Below are 22,680 nucleotides of genomic sequence, written 5' to 3'. Positions count from 1 at the left end.
ATCCAGGGATGAACGCGATCACAATAAGGAATACGAGGCGCCGATGAAAGCGCCTCTTGATTCCCTCGCATCATGACACGGGCTCGCGCGTTACCAGGTCGCCGTGCCCTTCATGGTCGGCTGGCCCTCGGCATTCGCGGTCCACAGCTCCATGCCGCCGTCCTTGTCGCTGGCATTGATCGAGAACTCGCTGCCCTCGAACAGCGGCTGCACGCCGCGATAGGCGAGCTTCTTCGGCGGCTTGCCGCCGCGCAGCTTGGCGGCGAACTCGACGATGAAGGAAGCCTGCAGCGGGCCGTGGAAGATCAGGCCCGGATAGCCCTCGACCTTGGTGACGTAGTCGCGGTCGTAATGGATGCGATGGCCGTTGAAGGTCAGCGCCGAGTAGCGAAACAAGAGCACCGGATCGGAGACGTGGCTCTCGCGATGCTGCGCGACCGGCGGAGGCGGCGGCGCCTTGGCCGGCGCTGCGCCTTGCGTGCTCGTCATCTCGCGGTAGACGATGTCCTGCCGCTCGCGCACCGCAAGCCCGCGCGAGGTCGTCACTTCATGATTGACCGAGACGAAGCACAGCGTGCCGGTCGAGCCTGATTTGACCGTGACGTCGGCGATCTTCGAGGTGCGTTTGGCCTCATCGCCGATGCGCAAGCTGTCGAAGAATTCGAGCTCGCCGCCGGCCCACATCCGCCGCGGCAGCGGCACCGGCGGCAGGAAGCCGCCGCGGGTCGGGTGACCGTCGGGGCCAAGCTGCGACATCGGAAACACCGGCTGCGCCAGGCACCAATGCGTGGTCCACGGCGCGGCTTCACCGGCCTTCGGCTCGCCGATCTCCTGGAACAGCGTCGCGCGCAGCCCCATCACGAGATATTTGGTGACGACGTCGGAGGCCTCCGTGGTCTTCCCAATCCATTGGCGGAGATGATCGAGGTCGAGTTTATCGGTCATGACTGTGTTGCCCGGGCAGGAGGGATTTCAGGAACGTTTGATGCGCTCGCCGATCGCGGGCACCTTGCCGTAGTGCCTGTCCTCGCCGACCACGATCGCGGCCGGCGCCGGATAGCTGACCTTGCCGTTCGGCGTGTCGACCTCGATGCGGCGCAGATGCGGATGTTTCGCGAGATCGTCCATGCTGTTGACCTCGGCAAAGGCGATGTCGGCCTCGGCGAGCTTCGCCAGCAACTCCTCGCGCGTCAATTTGCCGAAGCTGTCGCTGACGATTCCGTCGGTCAGCACCCGGTTGCGCACGCGCTCGACCATGTTGGCAAAGCGCGGATCGTCGGGCAGGGCGGGCTGGCCCAGCACCTTGGCGCACAGCGTCTTCCACTCGCGCTCGCTCTGGATCGAGATCAGGATCTCCTTGCCGTCCCTGGAGCGGAACACGCCATAGGGCGCGATCGAGGGATGGGCAAGGCCGATTCGCTTCGGCGACTTGCCGTCCTCGGCATTGAGTAGCGGCACGGTGAGCCAGTCGGCCATCACGTCGAACATCGAGATCCGGATGTCGGCACCGTCTCCGGTGCGGCCGCGGCCGATCAGCGCCTCGAGGATCGCGGCATGCGCGGTGGCGCCGGTTGCGACGTCGACGATCGACATGCCGACGCGCGAGGCGCCCTCGGGGCCGCCGGTGATCGAGGCAAGGCCGCTTTCGGCCTGGATCAAGAGATCATAGGCCTTGCGGTCGGCATAGGGCCCGGTGTCGCCATAGCCTGTGATCGTGCACATGATCAGCTTCGGATAATCCTTGCGCAGCCGCTCGCGCGAAAAGCCGAGCTTGTCCATCGAGCCCGGCTTCAGGTTCTGCAGCAGCACGTCGGCGCCGGCGATCAGCGCCTCGAGCTGCGCGCGGCCTTCCTTGGTGGCGAGATCGACGACGGCGGAATCCTTGCCGCGGTTGAGCCAGACGAAGTAGCTGCTCTGGCCCTTCGCCGCGGCGTCGTAGCCACGGGCGAAATCGCCCTCGGGCCGCTCGATCTTGATGACATGGGCGCCGGCGTCGGCGAGGCGTGACGAGCAGAACGGCGCGGCAACCGCCTGTTCGACGGCGATGACGGTCAATCCCTCAAGCGGCAGCATGATCTGACAACTCAGTAGGAGCGGGGCATGCCGAGCACGTGCTCGGCGACGTAGGACAGGATCAGATTGGTCGAGATCGGCGCCACCTGGTACAGCCGGGTCTCGCGGAACTTGCGCTCGACGTCGTATTCCTCGGCGAAGCCGAAGCCGCCATGGGTCTGCACGCAGGCATTGGCGGCTTCCCAGGAGGCATCGGCCGCCAGCATCTTGGCCATGTTGGCCTCGGCGCCGCAGTCGAGCCCGGCTTCATATTTGCGGGTGGCTTCCTTCACCATCAATTCGGCCGCGCGCATCGAGGCATAGGCCTTTGCGATCGGGAACTGGATGCCTTGATTCTGGCCGATCGGCCGGCCGAACACGCTGCGCTCCTTGGCGTAGTTGGTGGCCTTGGCGATGAACCACTTGGCATCGCCGACGCACTCGGCGGCGATCAGGATGCGCTCCGCATTCATGCCGGAGAGGATGTAGCGGAAGCCCTTGCCTTCCTCGCCGATCAGATTCTCCGCCGGCACCTTCATGTCGGTGAAGAACACTTCCGTCGTGGCGTGGTTCATCATGGTGCGGATCGGGCGGATCTCCAGCCCCTTGCCCTTCACCTCGCGCATGTCGACGATGAACACCGAGAGGCCGTCGGTGCGCTTCTTCGACTGCTCCTTCGGCGTGGTGCGCGCCAGCAGGATCATCAGGTCGGAATATTCGGCGCGGCTGGTCCAGATCTTCTGGCCGTTGACGACGTAGTGGTCGCCCTCGCGGCGCGCGAAGGTCTTCAGCGACGACGTGTCGGTGCCGCTGGTCGGCTCGGTGACGCCGAACGCCTGCAGCCGCAATTCGCCGGTCGCGACCTTCGGCAGATACTTCGCCTTCTGCGCGTCGTTGCCGTGCCGCAGCACGGTGCCCATCGTGTACATCTGGGCGTGGCAGCCGCCGCCATTGCAGCCGGCGCGCTGGATCTCTTCTAGGATCGCCGCGGCGGCCGACAGCTTCAGGCCGGCGCCGCCATATTCCTCGGGGATCAGCACCGAGAGGTAGCCGGCCTGCGTCAGCGCATCGACGAACTCCTTCGGATAGGCCATCTGGCGATCGAGCTTGCGCCAGTATTCGCCGGGAAACTGCGCGCAGAGTTTTGCCACCGCGTCGCGGATGTCGGAATGGTCGTCGATGTTCTGATCGTGTGCGGTCATTGTTCTGTCTTGCCGAGTTCTGCCTTGCCGAGAGGTTGCGCCTGCAGCGCGATGTCGGATCGCCATCGCGTTTCAGCTCCTTGTTTGAGCATGATCTCCGCGCAAACGCGTCCCGCGTTTGTCGCGAGGGAAAACCGCTTCGCACTTTTCCGGATCATGCTCCGCGGGCGAAACGCCCGCTGTTGTGGGGCCCCGGTAAACTCCCTATGCTGTTTTGTTATAGCGTATGAACCTGCCTTCCAGGATTGGCAAGTATGGATTTCCGCCAGCTTAGGACCTTTGCGTGCGTCGCGGAACTCGGGAGCCTGAGCAAGGCATCCGATACCTTGCGGGTCGCGCAGCCGGCGCTGAGCCGGCAGATCAAGCTGCTGGAACACGAGCTGCGCACCGAATTGTTCACGCGCAACGGCCGCGGCATGGTGCTGACCGATGCCGGCCGGCTGCTGCTTGCGCGCACCAGCGGTATCGTGCGGCAGATCGACCAGATCCGCGACGACATCCAGTCCGCCGGCGGCGCGCCGTCCGGGCGCGTCGTGCTCGGGCTGGTGCCGACGGTGAGCTGCGTGCTGTCGGCGCGGCTGGCGCGGCGCACGGTGGAGCGCTATCCCGGCATCTCGCTCTGCATCGTCGAGAGCTACAGCGGCCATCTGATCGAGTGGCTGCATCGCGGCGAGATGGACCTTGCCGTGATCTACGGCCCGTCGGTCGATCTCCATCTGGCGGTGGAGAGCCTCGGCCGCGACAGCATCGTCGCGGTCGGCCCGCGCGGCAGCGGGCTGAAGCCGAAGAAGCAGGTCGACTTCGGCTGGCTGATGCGCCAGCGCCTGGTGCTGCCAAGTCACTCGCACGGCCTCCGTGCGCTGCTCGAACATGCCGCGGCCAAGAAGAAGATCGATCTCGACGTCAAGCTCGAGGCGGATTCGTTTCGCGTGTTGACCAGCCTGGTCGAGGAGGGGCTCGGATATACCTTGCTGCCGCCGTCCTCGGTCCGCGCCGAGGTCGCGGAAGGCCGGCTCGAGACCGCCGCCATCGCGCGGCCGGCGCCGCGGCGCGAGCTGACGCTGGCCTCGCCGGTCGAGCATCCCGGCTCCAACGCGATGACGCTGATCGCGAAGCTGTTGCGCGACGAGGTCGCCGCGCTGCGCGCCGAGGGGCTCTGGGATATCCAGCTCGCCTGAGCGCGGCCTCGCATCAGCTCACCTTGAAGCCGAGATGGCCGCGGAAGCGGTTCTTCAAATAGGTGCCGTCGCGCGGCGGCAGCGCGCGCTCGACTTCGCCGGCGGCGATGCGAATCCGCGCCAGCCGCGGGCCGCCGCCGAGATCGCGCAGGCTGTTGCGGAAGCTCTCGATGCCGGCCATGTCGACGATCTCGGAGACATTGCCGATGCCTGCGCCGCTGGCGATCACTTCGAGCCTGGCGCCGAGGCCGGAGTGACTCGGCTGCATGCCGGTCTCGCCGAAATGGCCGTTGTCGAGCACCGCGATCGAGAGATTGCCGGGCTGCTTGGTCGCGATCGTCAGGAGGCTGCCGATCCCCATCAGCTGCTCGCCGTCGCCGGTGATCACCAGCACCGGGCGCTTCGGCTGCGCCAGCGCGAGGCCGAGCCCGACCATCGCCGCGCCGCCCATCGCGCCCCACAGATAGAAATTGCCGGGATGCTCGCCGGCATCGAACAAATCGTAAGAGGAGGAGCCGAGCCCGGAGATCACGAGCAGCTCGCCGCGGTCGGCAAGCAGCGCCTTCACGGCGGCGCGGCGATCGAGAGTGCCTGTCGATGCTGACATCAGTGCGTCTCCCTGGTCCACTTCTTGCGGCCGATCATCCGCTGCGAGATCAGCACCGCGACCTGCTGGTCGCCGTCATAGGCGAGCGAGGCGGCCGCCGAGATCACCTCCTCGGCATCGTCGGGGTTCTCCAGCCGCAGCACGGTGGTGCCCATGATCTCGAACGCCTGCGGCGTCGCCCGGCCCATCGGAATCTGCCAAGGATTGAACTCGGCCCATTCGCCGCGCATCGTCACCAACGTCAGCAGCGGGAAGCGGCAGCTCGCCATCAGCGACAGCATGTTGACGCAATTGCCGACGCCGCTCGATTGCATCAACAGCACCGCGCGGTCGCCGCCGAGCCAGGCGCCGGCCGCCATCGCCACGCCTTCTTCCTCGGTCGTCAGCACCGTGGTCTTGATGTCGGCATCGGCGTGCGACAGCTTGATCAGCTTGGAATGTCCCGCATCGGGAACGTAGGACACCTGCGCCACGCCGAAGCTCTTCAGCGTGCGGTAGATCGCAACCGGCCAGTCCCGGCCGGTCGCGCTGTCCTGGTGAACGGCAATCTGGTCCATCATGGTCTCGGCGGTAGCGTTTTCGAACGAACCGGGTACCGGTTCGCGAAAACGCGTCAATACAAGGGACGCGCATTGGCGCGTCCTCACACCGCTGGCTTTAAGCCAGATCGGAGCTTTATTCTCTTCGCATCTGGCTCGCCCAGCTATGCCGGAATTTTATAGGGCCAAGGTTTGCAGAGCCAACGCAAGCGAAATGGCGGCCGGAGCCGACTGCGTCCTTTGGCCGGGCCGAACAATAGCCCCATTACGGCCTAAAACGACGCTTTATGCTAGAAGGTGCCGGTTGGCGGCAGCGCCGGGGCTTCATTTTCAAGGCTTCGTTTCGCATATCGATATATCCGTCGCATTTTCAGGGATCAGGGCATGATTGTCCGAGATCGGTTTCGCGGCCTCTTCCCAAAGTATTTTCTCGCACTGTTCCTGGCCGTCGCGCTTCCGCTCGTGATCAACGGGTCGATCGAGGCCTGGTTCGGTTACCGCGATCAGCGCGCGAGGCTCGACCAGTTGCTTGGTGTTCAGGCGACGTCCGCGGCCGCTGAAATTCATAACTTCATCTCCGACATCGCAAGCCAGCTTGGCTGGCTGGTCCAACTTCCCTGGACCGACGAGGCCGATGAGGGACGCCGAACCGATGCGCTGCGTCTGTTTCGTCAAGCGCCGGCCGTCGTCAGCCTGACACTCATCGACAACAATGGGTTGGAGCGTCTCTACGTCTCACGGGTCGGTCTCAATCGAATTGAAAGTCGTATCGACCGATCGGCTGAACCTGCGCTGGTCGGCGCCCACGCGCGCCAGGTTTGGTTCAGCGATGTCAGCTACAACAGAGGCTCGGAACCGTATTTGACCATTGCGCTCGTGGGTAACCGATCCGCGGTCGGCGCAGTCATCGCCGAAGTCAATCTCAAGCTGATCTGGGATGTCGTATCGGCGATCAAGGTGGGAGAGACCGGCCTCGCCTTCGTGCTGGACCGGCCCGGCCGTCTCATTGCCCATCCCGACATCAGCCTTGTGCTCCGCGGGCTGGAAGAAACAACCTCCCAGCCGTTTCGCGCCATACGCGACGCGATCGGCCCGGGAGCGGGCGTTGCAACCGGCCGGGACGGACAGGGACGTCGGGTTGCTGCCAGCGCGGCTCCTGTGGCGGGGCCCGATTGGACCGTCGTGGTGGCGCAACCGCTTTCCGAGGCTTACGCCCCGATCTATGCCGCGTTGCGACGGACGACAGTGCTTCTCGCAGGCAGCACCGTATTTGCAGGGCTGCTCGCCTATGCATTCGCGCACCGGATGACCGAGCCGATCAGGCTGCTCGAGGAGGGGACGGAGCGGATCGGCGCCGGATCGTTCGAGCACCGCATTGCGATCCAGACCGGGGACGAATTTCAGCGCCTCGCAAACAGCTTCAACAGGATGGCCGGCGAGCTCGCGCTGGCGCAGCAGCACCAGGAGCGGATCGCGAAGCTCAAGCGGTTTCTCGCGCCTCAAGTCGCCGATCTCGTCGATCGTGCCGGCGATGACAGCGTGCTGGATGGCCGCCGCACCGACGTGGTCGTTGTGTTCTGTGACTTGCGCGGGTTCACCGCGTTTTCCGCGGGCGTCACTCCCGAGGAAGTCATGAGCGTGCTGTCTGAATATTACGAGGTTCTGGGCAGGGTCATTGCACGGTTCGAAGCAACGCTCATCAGCTTCTCGGGAGACGGGCTGATGGTGCTGGTGAACGCACCCGTGCCGGTCGAGGAGCCGGCGCTGAGAGCCGTCGACCTTGCGACCGAAATGCAGAAGTGCGTGCAAGGCTTGATTGGCGGCTGGCGGTCGCAGGGCTACCAGGTTGGCTTTGGAATCGGGCTTGCCAGCGGATCGGCGACGGTTGGGCGGATCGGCTACGACGACCGGCTCGATTACACGGCCATCGGCAGTGTCGTGAATCTCGCCGCCCGCCTGTGCGCATCTGCCGCAGATCGGGAAATCCTGATGGACGCAGGGACCGCCGCAAGCGTCAGAGGCAAGCGCGCCCTGGAGGATATCGGGAGTCGACAAATCAAGGGCTTCGATGACGCCATTCCGGTGTTCGGAATATCGTTCTGATGTGCGTTGGCCGATGCCGACGGAGCGGTTCGGTGCAGTCCATTGGCGACTGGTTTCGGATCGTGGGATATACTTGCGCCGACGGCGAACGCCAGCGGATCGATAGAGCATGAGTTGCGCTCACTCTCGTGCAGCAACATCGCACGGACGCGCCGGCCGGCGTGAGGTCCTGTTGTGGATGGCCGCCGCCGCGGCTTGGACCACATCTTCGCACGCGCAGAAGCCGTCGATGCCTGTGATCGGCTATCTTTGTCCGGAATCGCCGGAGCTGTTTGGCAGCCGGCTGAAGGCTTTCCACCAGGGACTTCGTGAGGCCGGCTTTGTCGAGGGCCGCGATGTCGCGATCGAGTATCGATGGGCCAATGGGCAATATGCGCAGTTACCTGCGCTGGCCGGCGAATTGATCGCGCGTAACGTCGATGTGGTGGTTGCGCCCGGCGGCGCGCCCGTCGCGCTTGCCGCCAAAGCTGCCGGCGTCACCAAGACAATCGTCTTCGAGATGGGCGGCGACCCCGTTCAGCTGGGTGTGGTGGACAGCCTGTCGCGGCCGGGAGGCAACATCACGGGAATCTCGAGCCTGAGCGTCGACGTGTCGCCGAAGCGGCTCGAGTTGATGCACGAACTCCTGCCGGCGGCGACGACGTTGGGGGTCGTGACCAACCCGACAAGTCCAACCGCCAGCTCGCAACTGCAGAGGCTTCAGGCCGCTGCCGAAACCTTGGGGGTCCATCTGCAGATATTGAGGGCAAGCAAGGAGGACGAGTTCGACGCCGTATTCTCTTCGGTAGCGAGAGAGTCGGCAAACGCGCTTGTGTTCACCTCCGATCCCTATTTTGCATTTCGCAGCCGGCGCTTGGCCGATCTCGCACTGAAGTATCGTGTGCCCGCCATCACGCAGACCCGGGATTTCCCGACGGCCGGAGGCTTGATGAGCTATGGCGGAGATTTCGTGCAGTCGCATCGACGCGCGGGCGTCTACGCCGGCCGGGTTCTGAAGGGTGAGAAGCCTGCCGATCTTCCGGTCCAGCTGGTCACCAAGGTCGAGTTCGTCATCAACCTGAAGACCGCCAAACTGCTCGGCCATGAGTTCTCTGCTTCAGTCGTCAGCGGCGCAGACGAAGTGATCGAGTGACTAATTCGTTCATGAACCCGGTAGTCCGGCCGGCACGGACTGAATGGCCCGGCCGGACCGTGGCATCGCGTGCCCTCACGGGCTCAACCGTCGGGCTGTAGAAACGCACCGTACTGCTTGCTCGCGGCGACCGCGGCGGCCGCCTGTCCGATGACGCGCATCGCCGCCATCATCGGCCACGCCCCGAGGCTCAACCTGCGAACACCGGCACGGGCGAGCTCCCCGATTTCGGGCACGCCTTGCGTCACCATGATGTTGACCGGCAGCGGTGTGAGCTGAACGAACCTCTCGATCAGCGCGAGGTCGGTGAGCCCCGGCACGAAAATTCCGTCGGCGCCGGCCTCGGCATAGACCTTCGCGCGCCTTGCCGCCTCATTCAGGCATTGCTCGGGCGGGCCGAACTTCAGCAGAAACGGATCGGTTCGCGCATTGATGAAGAGGTGAACGCCGAGTTTCTGCGCGGCGTCCCGCACCGCCCTGATCTTCGCGGCATGCTGCTCGGGAGTGGCGAGCTGCCGCTTTCCGCCGACAAGTCCGTCCTCGATATTGATGCCGATCGCGCCGGCCTTCAGGATGCTCGCCGCCGAATGCGCGGCGGCGTCCGGAGTGTCGCCATATCCTGCCTCCAGATCGATCGACACCGGAACCGAGACCGATGCGGTCATCCGCGAGACCAGGCCTTCGACCATGTCGAGCGGGGCATTTTCGCCGTCGGCGTAGCCGAACGCGGCCGCGACCGCGCCGCTGCTGGTCGCCACCGCCGGTGAGGCCTTCGCGATGGCCTTGGCGGTGGCGACGTCCCAGGCGTTGAACAGGACGAGCGGATCGCCCTGCTTGTGAAGTCGGTGAAACGCTTCGGCGTAGTGCTGCTGTGTCGTGGCGTCCATTGCGCGCACTCCTGGTCAGAGAAAAGGTAGATGTCGTGGCTGAGCGGCCGCTGCTTGCGGCACGCCCCGTTCAGTCGGACGCGTGCGTGGTGAACCAATCCATGATCAGACCGGTGACCTCGGCCTCACGCTCGAGGTGCGGGAAGTGCCCGACATCGGGCAGCACGATGCGCCGATGCGGCCCCTTGAAGAGCGGTTCTTCCTTGATCGAATACCGCGCCGTCGGATCGTTGCCGCCATAAATCGTCAGCGTCGGTGTGTGCATGTCGTTGATCGGCAGCCGGCCCGCAACTCCCGCATCGATCAGGCCATTGTAGTACTTCAGCGCCGCCTTCATGGTGCCGGGAGAGCTGAGCGTCTGCTTGACCGAGCGGAGATGCTCGTCGTTCTCCAGGGTCGGCGACCACAACTTCCAAAGGTAGTCGACGAAGGGAAGCCCCTCGATGTTGACCGCCGAGTGAGCGCCAGGCACCGTGAAGAAATAGACATGGAAGACCGATCGAACGGCATCGGGATCGCTCCTGAGGCTCGGGATCGTGATCGGGTGCGCGGTGTTCATGACCACGGCGGCCTTGATCGCCGACGGCGCCGTGGCCAGCGCCTGGAAGGTCGAGGTGCCGCCCCAATCCATGCCGACGACGTAGGCCCGTCCGTCGTCGCTCAGCGCCGCGATCAGCGCTTCGAGATCCTGGCCCAGCGCGATCGGATCGAAGATACCGTCGGCGGGAATCTCGGTCGGCGCATAGCCGCGCAGGAACGGCGCGACCGCGCGATAACCGGCGTCCGCGAACACCTGCAGCTGCTTTCGGTATGACCAGGCATTGTCGGGAAAGCCGTGCATGAACATGACAAGCGGCCCGCTGCCCTGTTCGAGATAGGCAAACCGCACGCCGTTGGCCTGCACGTATTTCAGGGCGGGTTCGCTGCCGGATGCGTCAGGCGTTGCCAGTGCGGCGCTTCGGATCGTCATCGCTGCTCTCCATTTTGGTCGTCGTTGCTCTCGCGGTTAAATATGTGCGTAGCACACATATCTGGTCAAGTTGTTTTTTGTGCGCAGCGCACATATTATTCACCCATGGAAAACGGAATCGCCAATCTGCTGGGCGCGCTGTCGCTCGCCGTCATGGATCGGATCGAGCAGGGCGCGCGCGAGGTGGTCGGCCGCGGCGGCGAAACGCCCGCGGCGCTGATCGTCATCGGCTATGGCCAGGGCATGACCAACGACAAGCTGCGGCGGATCCTCGGCCTGTCGCATTCCGGAACGGTCCGGCTGGTGGATCGGCTGGTTTCGGATCGGCTGGTCGAACGCCGTTCGGGCAAGGACGGCCGCGAGGTCGCCTTGTACCTGACGGCGACCGGCGCTGCGTCGCGAAACGAATTGCTGGCGTCGCGGATTTCAGCCGTGATGTCGCTGCTCGACGTGCTGTCGGCCGCCGAGAGGAAGCAGCTTGCGACGCTGATCCGCGAATTGCTGGCAAGGCAGGACACTTCCGAGATGGATCGCTTCACGATCTGCCGGATGTGCGACGACCGGGTCTGCACCAACTGCCCGTTGCCGACCAGCAAGGGCGAGCACGCGCGCTAGCGTTTTGCCTTGTTGGCTCAGCTCTCCGTCATGGCCGGGCTCGTCCCGGGCATCCACGTCTTTATTGCGTGACTGAAGCAAAGACGTGGATGCCCGGCACGACGCCGGGCATGACGAGCTCGCCAAGAGTGCCTTATCTTGTTGGCCGCGCTCTAGGCCGGGCCTTGGCTCTCAGCGCGCGCTCTTGCCGGCCGTGAAGACGTACATGTCCCAGAACGTCTCGGGGTGGTCGACCTCGAAGCGATGCCACTGATCGAGATCGGTCTCGTCGGCCGCGCCCGGAAACTGCTTGCGGAATTGGTCGAGCACCGCCGGATCGTCGAACGGCTCGAATCCCCCGAACGTCAGGCCGTGTTCGCCGAGGAAGGCCGCAATCTCCGGAATCGTCAGCCGGTGTTCCATGACGTTGAACAGCAGATCGCGGCAGCCGCTCATGCTGTAGAAATCCTTGGCGCCGATCAGCGGTTTCCATTTGTCGGCTTCGCGGATGATGTCCTGCCGGCAGCGCCTGATGTCCTCAGTGGTGGCGCGATAATTGCGCGCCGCGATGCGATCGCGGGCCTCGACGATGACGCGGCGCGCCAGATTGCTGTAGAGCCCGATGCGCATCGTGCCGCCCGGCCGCAGCAGCGAGACCAGCACGCGCCAGCCGGCCAGGGGTTCGGCAAGATGATGCAGCACGCCGACCGACTCGATGCTGTCGAAGGTCCGCCCGATCGAGCCCAATTCCAGGATGTCCGCCTTCGCATAGTCGATGTTGCGCAAGCCGAACTCCCGCGTCTTGCGGCGCGCATAGGCGAGGCTGGTCATGCTGATGTCGACGGCGAGCAGGCGGGCGTTGGGATAGACCTGCGCGATCTGGATCGCGTGCGAGCCGGTGCCGCAGCCGGCGATCAGGATATCCCGCTCGGCTTGCTGGTCCGCGGTCGCGACGGTTCGTCCCCGCGCCCGATCGGCCGCGAAGGCGGTCAGCGGGTTGACGGTCCAGCGCGGATAAGGATTTTCCTCGTATTGGCGCATCACGTCGACCGACACGCTGTTCTTGATCGGTGTGAGCGTCGCAACGGCGGTGCGCTCCTCCATCTCCTCACGCGGCTCGCGAAGCTGCACCCGCAACAGGCCGGCGACCGTCGCGGGCCAATCCCGGCGCAGCAGCGCGTCCGCCGTCGGCAAGGCATGAAGCGGAAAATAGGCCGCCACCACGGCCAGCGTGAGCGGCGAGATCGCGGCGCCTGATGTCAGGTCCTGCAGCAATCGATCGCGCAGCGCGTCAGCATCTTCGCTTTCCACCCTGGTCTGTGCGTAGACATATTCGTTGATGAAGCATTGCCGGGCGAGCGCGCACGCAAAGCCAATGACATCGTCGTCGATTTCACCGTCATCCGAGCCCTGCTCGCCCGCGAGCCGCAGCAGTTCGGCCCGCGCATATCCGAGCAGCACCTCGAGCTGCATGCTTGCCAGCGTCGTCGCTTCCATCGCCGAGCGCAGGAACAGGTCGCGCGCAAGCGGCACGACGCCCTCGCTGCCGAACAATTCAGAGCTTGTCACCGGGAGCGGCCACTTGCTTGCAATCCGCCCGACATAGCTGGTGACGACAGGACTTTGCAGGATGAAGCCGACGGCCTTCGCATCCATGCCGAGCGCCAGCGCCTTGCTGAAATGCGCGGCCGCCTTGCTGCGATTGCCCAGTGCTTGGTACGAGTTACCGGCGTTGTAATGGCAGGCGGCGTTGACGTCGTCCGCAGCAATCGCTTTCGCGAACGCCTTGGCGGCAGCCCGGTGATCGCCGGATGCCTGTGCCATCAGGCCGAGGAGATTCAGGCCCTGCACATGGCCAGGCTCGCGCGCGAGAATCTGCCGGCAGATCTGCTGCGCCTCGTTGAAGCGGCGGATCCCGTAGAAGCGGCTGGCCTCGGCAACAAGGTCGGCGATGCTGACGCCGGCAGAGGCGAAGCCTGGTGCATTCTTGGCGGACTCATCCTGTCGTTTGCCAGCCGCCCGCCGCTCTTTTCGGTTCATGTTCCGTCAACTGGCCCAAACTGCAAGACGCGGTGTATCGACCCCCTACGCCCGGCAAAGACATAGGGCCGATCGCGCCTGTGGCCAAGGACAATCTAGGCTTCAGCCCGGGATCCGCACCGGCAGGTTCTCGATGCCGCGGACGAAGCTGGAATAGACCCGCTTCGGTTCGCCGACCACCTCGATGCGGTCGAAGCGCTTCAGCATCTCTTCCCAGACGATCCGAAGCTGCAGCTCGGCGAGCCGCATGCCGACGCAGCGGTGGATGCCAAAGCCGAACGACAGGTGGATACGCGGCCGCGGGCGGTCGATGATGAACTCGTTCGGACGGTCGATCACCTCATCGTCGCGGTTGCCGGAAACGTACCACATCACGACGCGGTCGCCCTTCCTGATCGTCTTGCCGCCGATCTCGGTGTCCTGAAGGGCGGTGCGCCGCATATGCGCCAGCGGCGTCTGCCAGCGGATCACCTCCGGCACCATGGTGTCGATCAGCGCAGGGTTGTCCTTCAGTTTTTGGAACTGATCGGGATGCTCGTGCAGCGCCAGCACCGAGCCGCTCATGGTGTTGCGCGTGGTGTCGTTGCCGCCGACGATCAGCAGGATGATGTTGCCCATCAGATTGTCGGGGTCCATGTGCCGCGTGGCGTCGCTATGCGCCATCATCGACAGCAGGTCGTTCTTCGGCGGCGCGTTGACGCGCTCGTTCCAGAGTTTTGAAAAATAGGCGTAGCACTCGTCCATCTCCTGCCGCCGCTGTTCCGGCGAGTCGACGACGCCGCTCTTCGGCAGCGCGGTGGAGACGTCGGACCAGCGCGTCAGCTTGCGCCGCTCCTCCCAGGGGAAGTCGAACAGCGTCGCCAGCATCTGGGTGGTCAATTCGATCGAGACGCGCTCGACGAAGTTGAAGGTCTCGTTGCGCGGCAGGTTGTCGAGCACGCTGGCCGAACGCTGCCGGATCAGCCTGGCCAGCTCGTCGAGATGCGTCGGCGTGAACATCGGCGACACGGTCTTGCGCTGATGGGCATGCCTCGGCTGGTCCATCGCGATGAAGCTCGGATAGTCGTAACCGGGCGGCACGTCGCGGATCGAGATGCCGCCAAGCGTGGAGTCCGAGGAGAAGATGCCGTGGCTGGTGTCGACATGCATGATGTCGTTGTACTTCACGACCGACCAATACGGCTCGATCGGCGCATTGGTGCAGTAGTGCACCGGTTCCTCCTTGCGCAGCCGCTCGAACCACGGCCACAGCGTGTCGTTCTGGAACAGCTTTGGCGCGCCGGGATGAAAATCCCTAAGCGGTGTCGCATAGGCTTCCTCGCGGGCCTGGCGCTGCAGCTCGGCCCGGTCGGCACGGATGGCGGTCTGGACGTTCATCTTCATTGCTCCAGCTTACTCGTCTTTACCTCTCCCGCTTGCGGGGGAGGTCGCATCGCATCGAAGATGCGATGCGGATGGGGGCTCTCTCCACCGGAAGACTACTTCTGCGGCGGCATCCCCACCCCGGCCCTCCCCCGCAAGCGGGAGAGGGGCGCAGCTTCTTCGTGGTCGCAGTTCAAATCACCTCGCTGCGATCGTCGACCGTCAGGCGGCGATGCGCACTGGCAGCGTCTCGTAGCCCTTGATGAAGCTGGAATACACCCGCTGCGGCTCGTCCACCACCTCGATGGTGTCGAAGCGCTTGAGGATCTCCTCCCAGATGATCTTGAGCTGCAGCTCGGCGAGCCGCAGGCCGACGCAGCGGTGGATGCCGAAGCCGAACGAGATATGGGTGCGCGGCCGGGCGCGGTCGATCAGGAACTCGTAGGGCCTCTCGATCGCTTCCTCGTCGCGGTTGCCCGAGACGTACCACATCACCACCTTGTCGCCCTTCTTGATCTGGCGGCCGCGGAATTCGTAGTCGGCGAGCGCGGTGCGCCGCATATGGGCGAGCGGCGTCTGCCAGCGGATCACCTCGGGCACGAAGCTGTCGATCAGTGCCGGGTTCTCCCGCAGCTTGCGGTACTGCTCAGGATGCTTGCTCAGCGCATAGATGCTGCCGGACAGCGTGTTGCGCGTGGTGTCGTTGCCGCCGACGATCAGCAGGATCAGATTGCCGAGGAAGTTCTTCGGATCCATGTTCCGCGTGGCGTCGCTGTGCGCCATCATCGAGAGCAGATCGCTCTTCGGCGGCTGGCTCGAGCGCTCCTTCCACAGCCGTGCGAAATAGCCCGCGCATTCCATCAGTTCGGCCTGCCGCTCGTCCTCGGTGGCGACGAGGCCGCCGGCGCCGGGCAGGGTGGTCGCGACGTCGGACCAGCGCGTCAGCTTGCGGCGGTCTTCCCAGGGGAAGTCGAACAGCACCGCGAGCATCTGGGTCGTCAGCTCGATCGAGACCTTGTCGACCCAGTCGAACACCTCGCCGCGCGGCAGATTGTCGAGGCACTCGGTCGAGCGCTTGCGGATGTTGGTGGCGAGCTCGTCAAGGTGCGTCGGCGTGAACATCGGCGCCACGGTCTTGCGCTGCGCGGAATGGCGCGGCTGGTCCATCGCGATGAAGCTTTCGCGGCGCAGATCCGGCGGCACGTCGCGGATGGTGATGCCGCCGAGCGAGGCGGCCGAGGAGAACACCGAGTGGTTGGTTTCGATGTCCATGATGTCGTTGTAGCGGGTGATCGACCAGTACGGACCGAACATCGAGTCCTTGCAGTAGTGCACCGGATCCTCGCGGCGCAGCCGGTCGAAATACGGCCAGAAGGTATCGGTCTTGAACAGCTCGGGATTGCCGGGATCATAGTCCGAAAGCGGAAGCGAGTTGGCGCGCTCGCGTGCGGCGTCCAGATTCGTGTTGTCGACGAGATCGATGGTCCCGTGCATGAGCGGCTCCTCAACCGGTTTGAGCTGCCGGGGCATGGCCGGCGCGGCATGTTTTACCGAATTACATTCCCATTCGGCGGTTTGCGCAAGGGCTCTCGACGCGCATATGGCCGCATTGATGTCAGGCCAAAGCGGCCGAATCCGGGCTTTTCCGGTGGTGGAGGGGTTGCGGGCGCGATAACGCCCGTTTGAAACGGCGTTTGATTTGGTCGGGCGGCGGCGCGAACGTTGCGGGCGCGGTTTATTGACTGCCGGTTTTCTCGCCGGCGGGTTTTTCGCAAGGGTAGGTGTCCTGCATGCCCCAGAGCAGCAGGAGAGCGATCACCATTTCACCTTTCGCAGACCGCTTGTCGGCGGACTTCAGCATGATCTCTTCGGTCTGCTCGCTGCTTAGTGCGAGGTCATCGGGCATGCAGAACAACAATTGGCCGCCATGCCGTTTCAGCCAGGCATTGGAAGCCATCAAGCCGCCCCTGACGCCGTCGAGGTACATATGATTGAAGATGCGGAGGTTCTCACTCTTTGGATTGCGATACGAATCCAGCCGCACGTCGACGGCAGCAGCCGGAGCTGCCGTCAGCGCCAGAAGGCATGCCGACAAGATCCATCTGTTCATCGCACCTGTCCTCGCTTGCGGCGGCGTCCTCGCCTCCATCGCCTGATCGTTAACTATGTCATTGCCACCACGGGGTTCGACGCCGGTACCCCGCATCGAGAACTGGGCCGTGTCCGGCGATCCCGTTAAGGCAAAGCCAACCGCACCCCGCCAAAAATCGCCCCGCGATCTCGACCTTGTGTGAAACCTGGATCACACTCGCGACGACAAATCTGTGCTTTTGATACCCAGAGATTGTCCCGTCCAGGAGCTATCCCGTGAACGACATGAGCTGGACCCCGCTGGGGCCGCCGCAGCCGCCGCAGCCGGCCCCGCCGCCGATGCCGGTGGCGTTCTCAGGGAACCGGAAGGAGTTCTTTCGCCTGGTCGCACGCGGCGCCGGGCTCGAACTGGTCACGGTCGGGTTCTACCGGTTCTGGCTCACCACCGACATCCGCCGTCATCTGTGGTCGAACAGCCAGATCGATGGCGACGCGCCGGAGTATACCGGCCGCGGCAAGGAGCTCCTGATCGGCTTCCTGGTCGCGCTCGCGATCCTCGTGCCGATCTATCTCGGCTATTTCCTGACCGGCATCGAGGCGGAGCATTTCAAGGCGTTCGCCTCGCTGCCGCTGGTCGCCTTCTTCTATCTGTTCGGCCAGTTCGCGATCTATCGCGCGCGGCGCTACCGGCTGACCCGCACGGTGTGGCGCGGCGTGCGCTTCTGGATGAGCGGCTCGGGCTGGGTCTATGCGCTCAAGGCCTCGCTCTGGGGCGTGCTGGTCGTGATCACGCTCGGCCTCGCGCTGCCGTGGCGCGAGGCGGCGCTCGAACGCTACAAGATGCGGCACTCCTATTACGGCGACCTGCAAGGCTCGTTCGAGGGCCGCGGCTGGGAGTTCTTCAAGCGGGGCTGGTGGCTCTGGGTCCTGATGCCGTTCGCGCTCTACAGCACGATCTTCGCCCCGTTCGCCTATGCCGCGTTCAAGGCGGTCGAGTGGCGCTGGTGGCTGTCGGGCATCCGCTTCGGCGAAGTCAGGCTGGAATCCACCCTCCGCCGCGGCGCGCTGATCGGCCTGTACTGGAAGGTGATCGGCTGGGTCGTGCTGCTCGCCCTGGTGTTCGCGGCCTATCTCGCGCTCTGCACCCTGCTGGTCGCCAGCATGGACGGCTCCTCGATCGCGGAATTCTTCAGGACCGAGGCGTTCGCCAAGAGCATTCCGCTGATCGTGCTGCTCGGCATCGGCTATCTCGCCTTTGCGCTGGCGCTGAACGTGGTGTTGCGGGTCTATCTGATGCGCGATCTCTGGGTCCGGGTGCTGTCCTCGACCATCGTGCACAACATCGGGGCGGCGGCCAACGTCACCGCGCGCGGCGAGCTCGCCAACGCGCTCGGCGAAGGCTTTGCCGACGGCCTCGACGTCGGTGGATTCTAGCCTCATGGAATCCGATTCCGGCCAGACCAATTCCGCGGCGCCGACGGCGCCGGGCGCCGTCTTCTTCGACGGTGCATCGAACCGGCGGCGCATCGTCGCGCTCAGACTGTCCGATGCGCTGGAGATCCGCGAAGACGGCGCGCTGCTGGCGCGCTGGGCGTTTGCCGACATCCGCCGCGCCGACAGCCCGTCCGGCCTGTTGCGGCTGAGCTGCCGGACCGCGCCGCCCCTGGCGCGGCTCGACATCCGCGATACCGGGCTGATCGCCGCGCTCGTCGCGCGCTGCGACACGCTCGAGGAAGGGCTGCCGAACCGCAGGGGCGTCGCCGCGATCGTCGGCTGGTCGCTCGCGGCCGCGGCGTCGATCGTGCTGGTGGTGCTGTTCGGCGTGCCGCTGGCCGCCGAGCGGCTGACGCCGCTGGTGCCCGACTCGTTCGAGCGTCGCATCGGCGATGTCGCGGAGGCGCAGGTCAAGGTGCTGTTCGACGGCAAGCCCTGCAGCAACCCGGCCGGCCAGGCGGCGTTCGCCAAGCTGGTCGGTAAATTGCGGCAGTCCGCGGGCTTCGACACCTCGGTGCAGTCGGGCGTGCTGGCGACGTCGGTGCCGAACGCCTTCGCGCTGCCCGGCGGCAAGGTCTATCTGTTCGACGGGCTGATCGAGAAAGCCGAGAACCCCGACGAGATCGCCGGCGTCCTGGCGCATGAGCTCGGCCATCTCCGCCACCGCGACAGCATGCGCGAACTGATCCACAATGGCGGCACCTCGTTCCTGATCGGGCTGTTGTTCGGCGACGTCACCGGCTCCGGCGCGCTGATCTTCGCCTCGCGCTCGCTGGTGACGTCGTCCTATTCGCGCGACGCCGAGACCAACGCCGACAGCTTCGCGATCGAGACCATGCACAAGCTCGGCCGTCCGGCCAAGCCGATGGGCGAACTGATGTTCCGCGTCACCGGCAAGGAGGGCGGCAAGGGGCTCTCGCTGGTCTCCAGCCATCCTCTGACCGAAGACCGCCTCGCGCGCATGGACAAGGCCGATGCCGCCCGCCCGGCCGGCGGCCAGCCGCTGCTGTCAGCCGCCGAATGGCAGGCGCTGAAAGGTATCTGCAGCGGTGCCGGCAAGGTGTGACGGCGCAGCAGCCGCCGACGGTCCCTCGCTACTTCGCCAGCCGGAACTTGCCGCCCTCGACCTTGATCAGGAACGCCGAGCGCTCGTCATAGCCGTTGTGATCGGTCGGGCTCATCGTCGAGAGGCCGTTGTTGAGGTAGACGTCCTTGCCGCGCTCGAGCTCGTCGCGCAGCGCGGCGCGGAATTCCGCCGTGCCGGGCTTTGCGGTCTTGAGCGCATTCGCCGCCGCCCGCTTGAACAGCGTGACGGCGTCCCACAGATGCGCGCCGAAGATGTTCGGGCTCGCGCCGTTGGCCTTCTCGTAGGACGACACGAACTCGTCGCGCACCTGGCGGAACGGATCGTTCGCCGGCAGATCGTCGGCGATGGTGAAGGCTTCGCCGGTGAAGATCGCGCCCTCGACATTGGCGCCGCCGAGCTTGATGAACTCCTCCGACGCCACGCCGTGCGTCTGGAAGATCTTGCCGGCATAGCCGCGGCTGCGCAGCGCCTCCTGCGGCAACACGGCGGGCGTGCCGGCGGAAGCGATGAACACCGCTTCGGGATTGGTCGCGATCACCTTCAGCGCCTGGCCCATCGCGCTGGTGTCGGCGCGCGCGTAGACCTCATGCGTCGTCACGGTGAGGCCGAGCTGAGGGGCGAGCCGCGACACCTCCTTGTAATAGCCTTCGCCATAGCCGTCGGAGACGCCGATATAGCCGAGCGTCTTGATGCCGGACTTGGCGACGTATTTCAGGATCGCCGCCGCCATCAGGTCGTCATTGGGCACCACCTTGAACGCCCAGCGGCGGCGGTCGTCCATGGGCTGCACGATCGCGGTCGCCGCCGCGAGCGAGATGATCGGCGTCTTGCTCTCCACGGCGACGTCGAGCATCGGCATCGTCACCGGGGTGAGCGAGGAGCCGATCAGGATGTCGACGCCGTCCTGGATCACGAGGCGCCGCGCGTTCTGCGTGCCCTTGGTCGGATCGGACTCGTCGTCGAGCGCGATATAGGTGACCTTCTCGCCGCCGATCTCCTTTGGCAGCGCGGCGATGGTGCGCATCTGCGGCTGGCCGAGCGCCGAGCCCGGTCCGGATGCCGACACCACGACGCCGACCTTGATGTCGGCACGCGCGTCCGGCGCAATCAGGATTGCGCTCGCAAATGTCAACAGTCCGGCCATGGCCAGCTTCATTGCAAATCCTCCCAGCAGGTTCTTTTTGTCTGCGGCTGATGGTAGCCGACCGCCGTCCGGTCACGCATCATATTGATTCCGTCCGATCCGTCTGTCCCCCTGATTGGGGACATAGCGGTGCCGGAACGGCGAACGGGGATGGCGAGCCCGACATCGTCCGGGGATCGTGATCGCGCTCTGCCCGTCCTGAACCCTCCGTTTACCAATCCCTTAAAGGCGGTGAGAACCAGTTTCCCTAATCGGGCGGCAACGACCTGCTGTTATGGAAAGACACGAAAAGGGAGTACGAACCATGTTCAGCATTGTTCGGATCCTCGTCTTGATCGCATGTGCACATGCGGGATCCGTGGTTGCGGAAGTGCAGTTGGACGGCGCGCCGCCATCGCCAGCGGTCCACGTCCATGATTGAGCCTCATCCGATTGCGTCCGAGCACGCGCGCGCCATCTGCGAAGAGATCGGCGAGCGGCTGCGCCATGCCCTGCGCGGCGATTACACCGATTTGCCGCCACGGCTGCAAGAGCTCGTGGACGAGCTCGCGCGGCAGGATTGTGAAGCGCCGTCGCTGGTGCCCACGATGGCGGATATGACGAGACCGCTGGTATTTGCGGCCTAGATTGTGGCTCATGACGACCTGCCGGCCCGCCGAATAGAATTTCGAGCGGTTGAATGTGTGCTAACCTGCATCCCGGGATGGAATTGCCATCCGGCATCTTGGGAGGACTTGGCTATGAAAGGCTTGTCGCTCTTCGTCACGAATGTCGCCGTCACCGTCTTATCGATCGCGTCGCTGCTCTGCGGATCAAGCGGCCCGGCGTGGTCGCAGCCCAGCCCGCTGCCTGGCATTTCGGTCGACGCGCCGAGGCACGTCGCCGCGCAGCACTGGCCGCAGCAGCACGCGACGGCCCGCAGCACCGCGTCTCCGTCTCCGCATTCAGCTGCAACCTCGGTGTTCTGCATCGGCGGTTGCATGACGAGCTTCAGGTCGGGTGACCGCCCCTGGGTCGGCTGCTCCTGGTCGGCCGGCGCGTCCGCCTACACCGGATGCCGAAACATCGGGCCCGGCGGCGTGCCCTTCAAGAGCTACAATCATTGCACGGAAACCGGACTGAATAACGGTTGGAGAAGCGGTGAAGTCTCCGCGTACTGCAGCACCCTTGCGTTGAAGTAGGGAGCACCAGCCCGCCTACACGTTCTTTGCGACCTTCCGCGTCCGCGTCGGTCCGGCGCCGGCGATCGCCGGCTTGATATTCCACACCGCGCGCACGCTCGCGAAGGCGTGGGCGATCACCGGCTCCTGGCGGCGGGCGGCGAGGCTGGCGAAGGAGAGATCGCAGGTCAGCTTCACCTTGTCGGCGACCACGAACTGATGCGGCCGCGCCATCCGCGGCGCCAGCACGTTGTCGCGTGCGAGGCTGAGGCAGAGGCCGGATTCGACGAAGTCGATCATCGCCTCTTCCTGGTCGGTGTAGCCGATCCGCTTCGGCAATGCGCCGAGCGGGCGGAAGATGTCGTCGAGCAGCCGCCGGTGGCCGGAGTGCGGCGGTGTCGCCAGCCAGGGCAGCTCGGCGAGCTCGGCCCAGCCCTTGCCCATCACCCGGTCGCGCCAGGCGATCGGTGCGATCACCCGGTAGTCGTAGCAGAGCAGCGGAGCGAGCTGGTAGCGGCCGTCGGCGATGGTCCGTTCGGTGAAGCTGTGATGGGCGAGCTGGTCCTGAGGCGTGGCGTCGACGTAGTAGCCGACGTCGAGTTCGCCCCGGCCGATCTGCGCCAGCACGTCGTCGCTCACGCCATGGCGCAGGAAGACCTCGGTGCGCTGCGAGGACATCGCAAGGCTGCGCACGAACGGTCCGAGCCGGGTGAATTCGGGGTCGAGGATGGTGCCGACGCGCAACGTGCCGCGCTGCGCCTCGTTCAGCGAGTCCGCCATCGCCTTGAAGTCGGAGGCCGCCGCCACCGCCCGGTGCGCCAGCGGCAGCAGCGCGGCGCCGGCCTCGGTCAGGGTAAAGCCGGCAGGGGTGCGGTTGAACAGCAGCAAGCCGGTGCTTTCCTCGAGCGCCTTCAGCTGCAGGCTGACCGCAGGCTGGGTCAGTTTGAGCATCGCCGCTGCGCGCGATACCGTGCCCTCACGGGCAACCGTGATGAAGCAACGCAAGGCCTGGGTACGGGGAAGCTCGATCATCGCGCG

General features: G+C 65.1%; 21 protein-coding genes. 8 read left to right on the top strand and 13 right to left on the bottom strand.

The window, feature by feature from the left end; all coding sequences use genetic code 11:
- Nucleotides 1–90: 90 nt before the first annotated feature.
- From E2I15_RS22595 to E2I15_RS22585, 3 genes are read right to left on the bottom strand one after another with little or no spacing between them, the layout of a single operon-like run.
- Entirely contained in the window at nt 91–945 is an 855-nt protein-coding gene (locus E2I15_RS22595) for an HTD2 family dehydratase (RefSeq protein ID WP_137477945.1), read from the bottom strand.
- Between the two features lie 27 nt (nt 946–972).
- The gene (locus E2I15_RS22590; RefSeq protein WP_137477944.1) at nt 973–2,073 is read right to left on the bottom strand and encodes a CaiB/BaiF CoA transferase family protein; all 1,101 of its coding nucleotides are present in this window, start codon (nt 2,071–2,073) and stop codon (nt 973–975) included.
- Nucleotides 2,074–2,084: 11 nt separating this feature from the next.
- A complete protein-coding gene (locus E2I15_RS22585; RefSeq protein WP_137477943.1) occupies nt 2,085–3,254 on the bottom strand; it encodes an acyl-CoA dehydrogenase family protein in 1,170 nt (389 codons plus the stop codon).
- Between the two features lie 254 nt (nt 3,255–3,508).
- On the opposite strand from E2I15_RS22585, the gene E2I15_RS22580 reads away from it, so the two are divergent.
- Nucleotides 3,509–4,432 (top strand): LysR substrate-binding domain-containing protein, encoded by a 924-nt coding sequence (locus E2I15_RS22580; protein WP_137477942.1) that lies wholly within the window; start codon nt 3,509–3,511, stop codon nt 4,430–4,432.
- A 13-nt stretch (nt 4,433–4,445) separates the two neighbouring features.
- Here E2I15_RS22580 and E2I15_RS22575 read toward each other — a convergent pair whose 3' ends face one another.
- Entirely contained in the window at nt 4,446–5,039 is a 594-nt protein-coding gene (locus tag E2I15_RS22575) for a thiamine pyrophosphate-dependent enzyme (protein ID WP_137477941.1), read from the bottom strand.
- Nucleotides 5,039–5,599 carry a thiamine pyrophosphate-binding protein gene (locus tag E2I15_RS22570; RefSeq protein ID WP_137477940.1) on the bottom strand — a complete coding sequence of 187 codons (561 nt, stop codon included), beginning with the start codon at nt 5,597–5,599 and terminating at the stop codon, nt 5,039–5,041. Before E2I15_RS22570 ends, E2I15_RS22575 begins: the two co-directional genes overlap by 1 nt.
- A 363-nt stretch (nt 5,600–5,962) precedes the next feature.
- Between E2I15_RS22570 and E2I15_RS22565 the strand changes: the two genes are divergently transcribed.
- Together E2I15_RS22565 and E2I15_RS22560 are read left to right on the top strand one after the other, a co-directional pair.
- Nucleotides 5,963–7,681, top strand: coding sequence for a cache domain-containing protein (locus E2I15_RS22565; protein ID WP_137477939.1), 1,719 nt, complete (start codon nt 5,963–5,965; stop codon nt 7,679–7,681).
- Between the two features lie 178 nt (nt 7,682–7,859).
- The gene (locus E2I15_RS22560) at nt 7,860–8,813 is read left to right on the top strand and encodes an ABC transporter substrate-binding protein (protein ID WP_137477938.1); all 954 of its coding nucleotides are present in this window, start codon (nt 7,860–7,862) and stop codon (nt 8,811–8,813) included.
- A gap of 83 nt (nt 8,814–8,896) precedes the next feature.
- On the opposite strand, the gene E2I15_RS22555 is transcribed toward E2I15_RS22560, so the two are convergent.
- Entirely contained in the window at nt 8,897–9,700 is an 804-nt protein-coding gene (locus tag E2I15_RS22555; protein ID WP_137477937.1) for an isocitrate lyase/PEP mutase family protein, read from the bottom strand.
- A 70-nt stretch (nt 9,701–9,770) separates the two neighbouring features.
- Nucleotides 9,771–10,670 carry an alpha/beta fold hydrolase gene (locus E2I15_RS22550; protein WP_137477936.1) on the bottom strand — a complete coding sequence of 300 codons (900 nt, stop codon included), beginning with the start codon at nt 10,668–10,670 and terminating at the stop codon, nt 9,771–9,773.
- Between the two features lie 105 nt (nt 10,671–10,775).
- On the opposite strand from E2I15_RS22550, the gene E2I15_RS22545 reads away from it, so the two are divergent.
- Nucleotides 10,776–11,285 (top strand): MarR family winged helix-turn-helix transcriptional regulator, encoded by a 510-nt coding sequence (locus E2I15_RS22545; protein ID WP_137477935.1) that lies wholly within the window; start codon nt 10,776–10,778, stop codon nt 11,283–11,285.
- 171 nt (nt 11,286–11,456) lie between these two features.
- Here the strand turns inward: E2I15_RS22545 and E2I15_RS22540 are convergent, their stop codons facing one another.
- The 4 genes from E2I15_RS22540 to E2I15_RS22525 form a co-directional block, all read right to left on the bottom strand.
- On the bottom strand, nt 11,457–13,304 hold the full coding sequence (locus E2I15_RS22540; RefSeq protein WP_246667981.1) for a class I SAM-dependent methyltransferase: 1,848 nt from the start codon (nt 13,302–13,304) through the stop codon (nt 11,457–11,459).
- Between the two features lie 102 nt (nt 13,305–13,406).
- Nucleotides 13,407–14,681 (bottom strand): cytochrome P450, encoded by a 1,275-nt coding sequence (locus E2I15_RS22535; RefSeq protein ID WP_137477933.1) that lies wholly within the window; start codon nt 14,679–14,681, stop codon nt 13,407–13,409.
- Nucleotides 14,682–14,888: 207 nt separating this feature from the next.
- A complete protein-coding gene (locus E2I15_RS22530) occupies nt 14,889–16,160 on the bottom strand; it encodes a cytochrome P450 (protein ID WP_137477932.1) in 1,272 nt (423 codons plus the stop codon).
- 241 nt (nt 16,161–16,401) lie between these two features.
- Nucleotides 16,402–16,776, bottom strand: coding sequence for a Rap1a family protein (locus E2I15_RS22525; protein WP_137478225.1), 375 nt, complete (start codon nt 16,774–16,776; stop codon nt 16,402–16,404).
- Between the two features lie 266 nt (nt 16,777–17,042).
- On the opposite strand from E2I15_RS22525, the gene E2I15_RS22520 reads away from it, so the two are divergent.
- On the top strand, nt 17,043–18,191 hold the full coding sequence (locus tag E2I15_RS22520; protein ID WP_137478224.1) for a DUF898 family protein: 1,149 nt from the start codon (nt 17,043–17,045) through the stop codon (nt 18,189–18,191).
- A gap of 4 nt (nt 18,192–18,195) precedes the next feature.
- Nucleotides 18,196–19,317, top strand: a complete 1,122-nt coding sequence (locus E2I15_RS22515; protein WP_137477931.1) for a M48 family metallopeptidase — start codon at nt 18,196–18,198, stop codon at nt 19,315–19,317.
- A gap of 28 nt (nt 19,318–19,345) precedes the next feature.
- On the opposite strand, the gene E2I15_RS22510 is transcribed toward E2I15_RS22515, so the two are convergent.
- Nucleotides 19,346–20,494 carry an ABC transporter substrate-binding protein gene (locus E2I15_RS22510; RefSeq protein ID WP_137477930.1) on the bottom strand — a complete coding sequence of 383 codons (1,149 nt, stop codon included), beginning with the start codon at nt 20,492–20,494 and terminating at the stop codon, nt 19,346–19,348.
- Nucleotides 20,495–20,829: 335 nt separating this feature from the next.
- Between E2I15_RS22510 and E2I15_RS22505 the strand changes: the two genes are divergently transcribed.
- The gene (locus E2I15_RS22505) at nt 20,830–21,108 is read left to right on the top strand and encodes a hypothetical protein (RefSeq protein ID WP_246667979.1); all 279 of its coding nucleotides are present in this window, start codon (nt 20,830–20,832) and stop codon (nt 21,106–21,108) included.
- Nucleotides 21,109–21,222: 114 nt separating this feature from the next.
- The gene (locus E2I15_RS22500; protein ID WP_137477929.1) at nt 21,223–21,663 is read left to right on the top strand and encodes a hypothetical protein; all 441 of its coding nucleotides are present in this window, start codon (nt 21,223–21,225) and stop codon (nt 21,661–21,663) included.
- A 15-nt stretch (nt 21,664–21,678) separates the two neighbouring features.
- Here the strand turns inward: E2I15_RS22500 and E2I15_RS22495 are convergent, their stop codons facing one another.
- Nucleotides 21,679–22,674: a LysR family transcriptional regulator gene (locus E2I15_RS22495; protein ID WP_137477928.1), complete on the bottom strand. Its 996-nt coding sequence runs from the start codon at nt 22,672–22,674 to the stop codon at nt 21,679–21,681.
- Between the last annotated feature and the right edge of the window lie 6 nt (nt 22,675–22,680).

The organism is Bradyrhizobium sp. BR2003 (assembly GCF_009720285.1).
Classification (GTDB): domain Bacteria; phylum Pseudomonadota; class Alphaproteobacteria; order Rhizobiales; family Xanthobacteraceae; genus Bradyrhizobium; species Bradyrhizobium elkanii.
Note: the sequence above shows the minus strand (reverse complement) of the source record. Positions and strands in the feature narration are given on the sequence as shown.

Excerpts from the sequence above, each read along its gene's own strand:
- E2I15_RS22595 (WP_137477945.1), bottom strand. The coding sequence starts at position 945 with ATGACCGATAAACTCGACCTCGATCATCTCCGCCAATGGATTGGGAAG.
- E2I15_RS22590 (WP_137477944.1), bottom strand. The coding sequence starts at position 2,073 with ATGCTGCCGCTTGAGGGATTGACCGTCATCGCCGTCGAACAGGCGGTT.
- E2I15_RS22585 (WP_137477943.1), bottom strand. The coding sequence starts at position 3,254 with ATGACCGCACACGATCAGAACATCGACGACCATTCCGACATCCGCGAC.
- E2I15_RS22580 (WP_137477942.1), top strand. The coding sequence starts at position 3,509 with ATGGATTTCCGCCAGCTTAGGACCTTTGCGTGCGTCGCGGAACTCGGG.
- E2I15_RS22575 (WP_137477941.1), bottom strand. The coding sequence starts at position 5,039 with ATGTCAGCATCGACAGGCACTCTCGATCGCCGCGCCGCCGTGAAGGCG.
- E2I15_RS22570 (WP_137477940.1), bottom strand. The coding sequence starts at position 5,599 with ATGATGGACCAGATTGCCGTTCACCAGGACAGCGCGACCGGCCGGGAC.
- E2I15_RS22565 (WP_137477939.1), top strand. The coding sequence starts at position 5,963 with ATGATTGTCCGAGATCGGTTTCGCGGCCTCTTCCCAAAGTATTTTCTC.
- E2I15_RS22560 (WP_137477938.1), top strand. The coding sequence starts at position 7,860 with ATGGCCGCCGCCGCGGCTTGGACCACATCTTCGCACGCGCAGAAGCCG.
- E2I15_RS22555 (WP_137477937.1), bottom strand. The coding sequence starts at position 9,700 with ATGGACGCCACGACACAGCAGCACTACGCCGAAGCGTTTCACCGACTT.
- E2I15_RS22550 (WP_137477936.1), bottom strand. The coding sequence starts at position 10,670 with ATGACGATCCGAAGCGCCGCACTGGCAACGCCTGACGCATCCGGCAGC.
- E2I15_RS22545 (WP_137477935.1), top strand. The coding sequence starts at position 10,776 with ATGGAAAACGGAATCGCCAATCTGCTGGGCGCGCTGTCGCTCGCCGTC.
- E2I15_RS22540 (WP_246667981.1), bottom strand. The coding sequence starts at position 13,304 with ATGAACCGAAAAGAGCGGCGGGCGGCTGGCAAACGACAGGATGAGTCC.
- E2I15_RS22535 (WP_137477933.1), bottom strand. The coding sequence starts at position 14,681 with ATGAACGTCCAGACCGCCATCCGTGCCGACCGGGCCGAGCTGCAGCGC.
- E2I15_RS22530 (WP_137477932.1), bottom strand. The coding sequence starts at position 16,160 with ATGCACGGGACCATCGATCTCGTCGACAACACGAATCTGGACGCCGCA.
- E2I15_RS22525 (WP_137478225.1), bottom strand. The coding sequence starts at position 16,776 with ATGAACAGATGGATCTTGTCGGCATGCCTTCTGGCGCTGACGGCAGCT.
- E2I15_RS22520 (WP_137478224.1), top strand. The coding sequence starts at position 17,043 with ATGAGCTGGACCCCGCTGGGGCCGCCGCAGCCGCCGCAGCCGGCCCCG.
- E2I15_RS22515 (WP_137477931.1), top strand. The coding sequence starts at position 18,196 with ATGGAATCCGATTCCGGCCAGACCAATTCCGCGGCGCCGACGGCGCCG.
- E2I15_RS22510 (WP_137477930.1), bottom strand. The coding sequence starts at position 20,494 with ATGAAGCTGGCCATGGCCGGACTGTTGACATTTGCGAGCGCAATCCTG.
- E2I15_RS22505 (WP_246667979.1), top strand. The coding sequence starts at position 20,830 with ATGCGGGATCCGTGGTTGCGGAAGTGCAGTTGGACGGCGCGCCGCCAT.
- E2I15_RS22500 (WP_137477929.1), top strand. The coding sequence starts at position 21,223 with ATGAAAGGCTTGTCGCTCTTCGTCACGAATGTCGCCGTCACCGTCTTA.
- E2I15_RS22495 (WP_137477928.1), bottom strand. The coding sequence starts at position 22,674 with ATGATCGAGCTTCCCCGTACCCAGGCCTTGCGTTGCTTCATCACGGTT.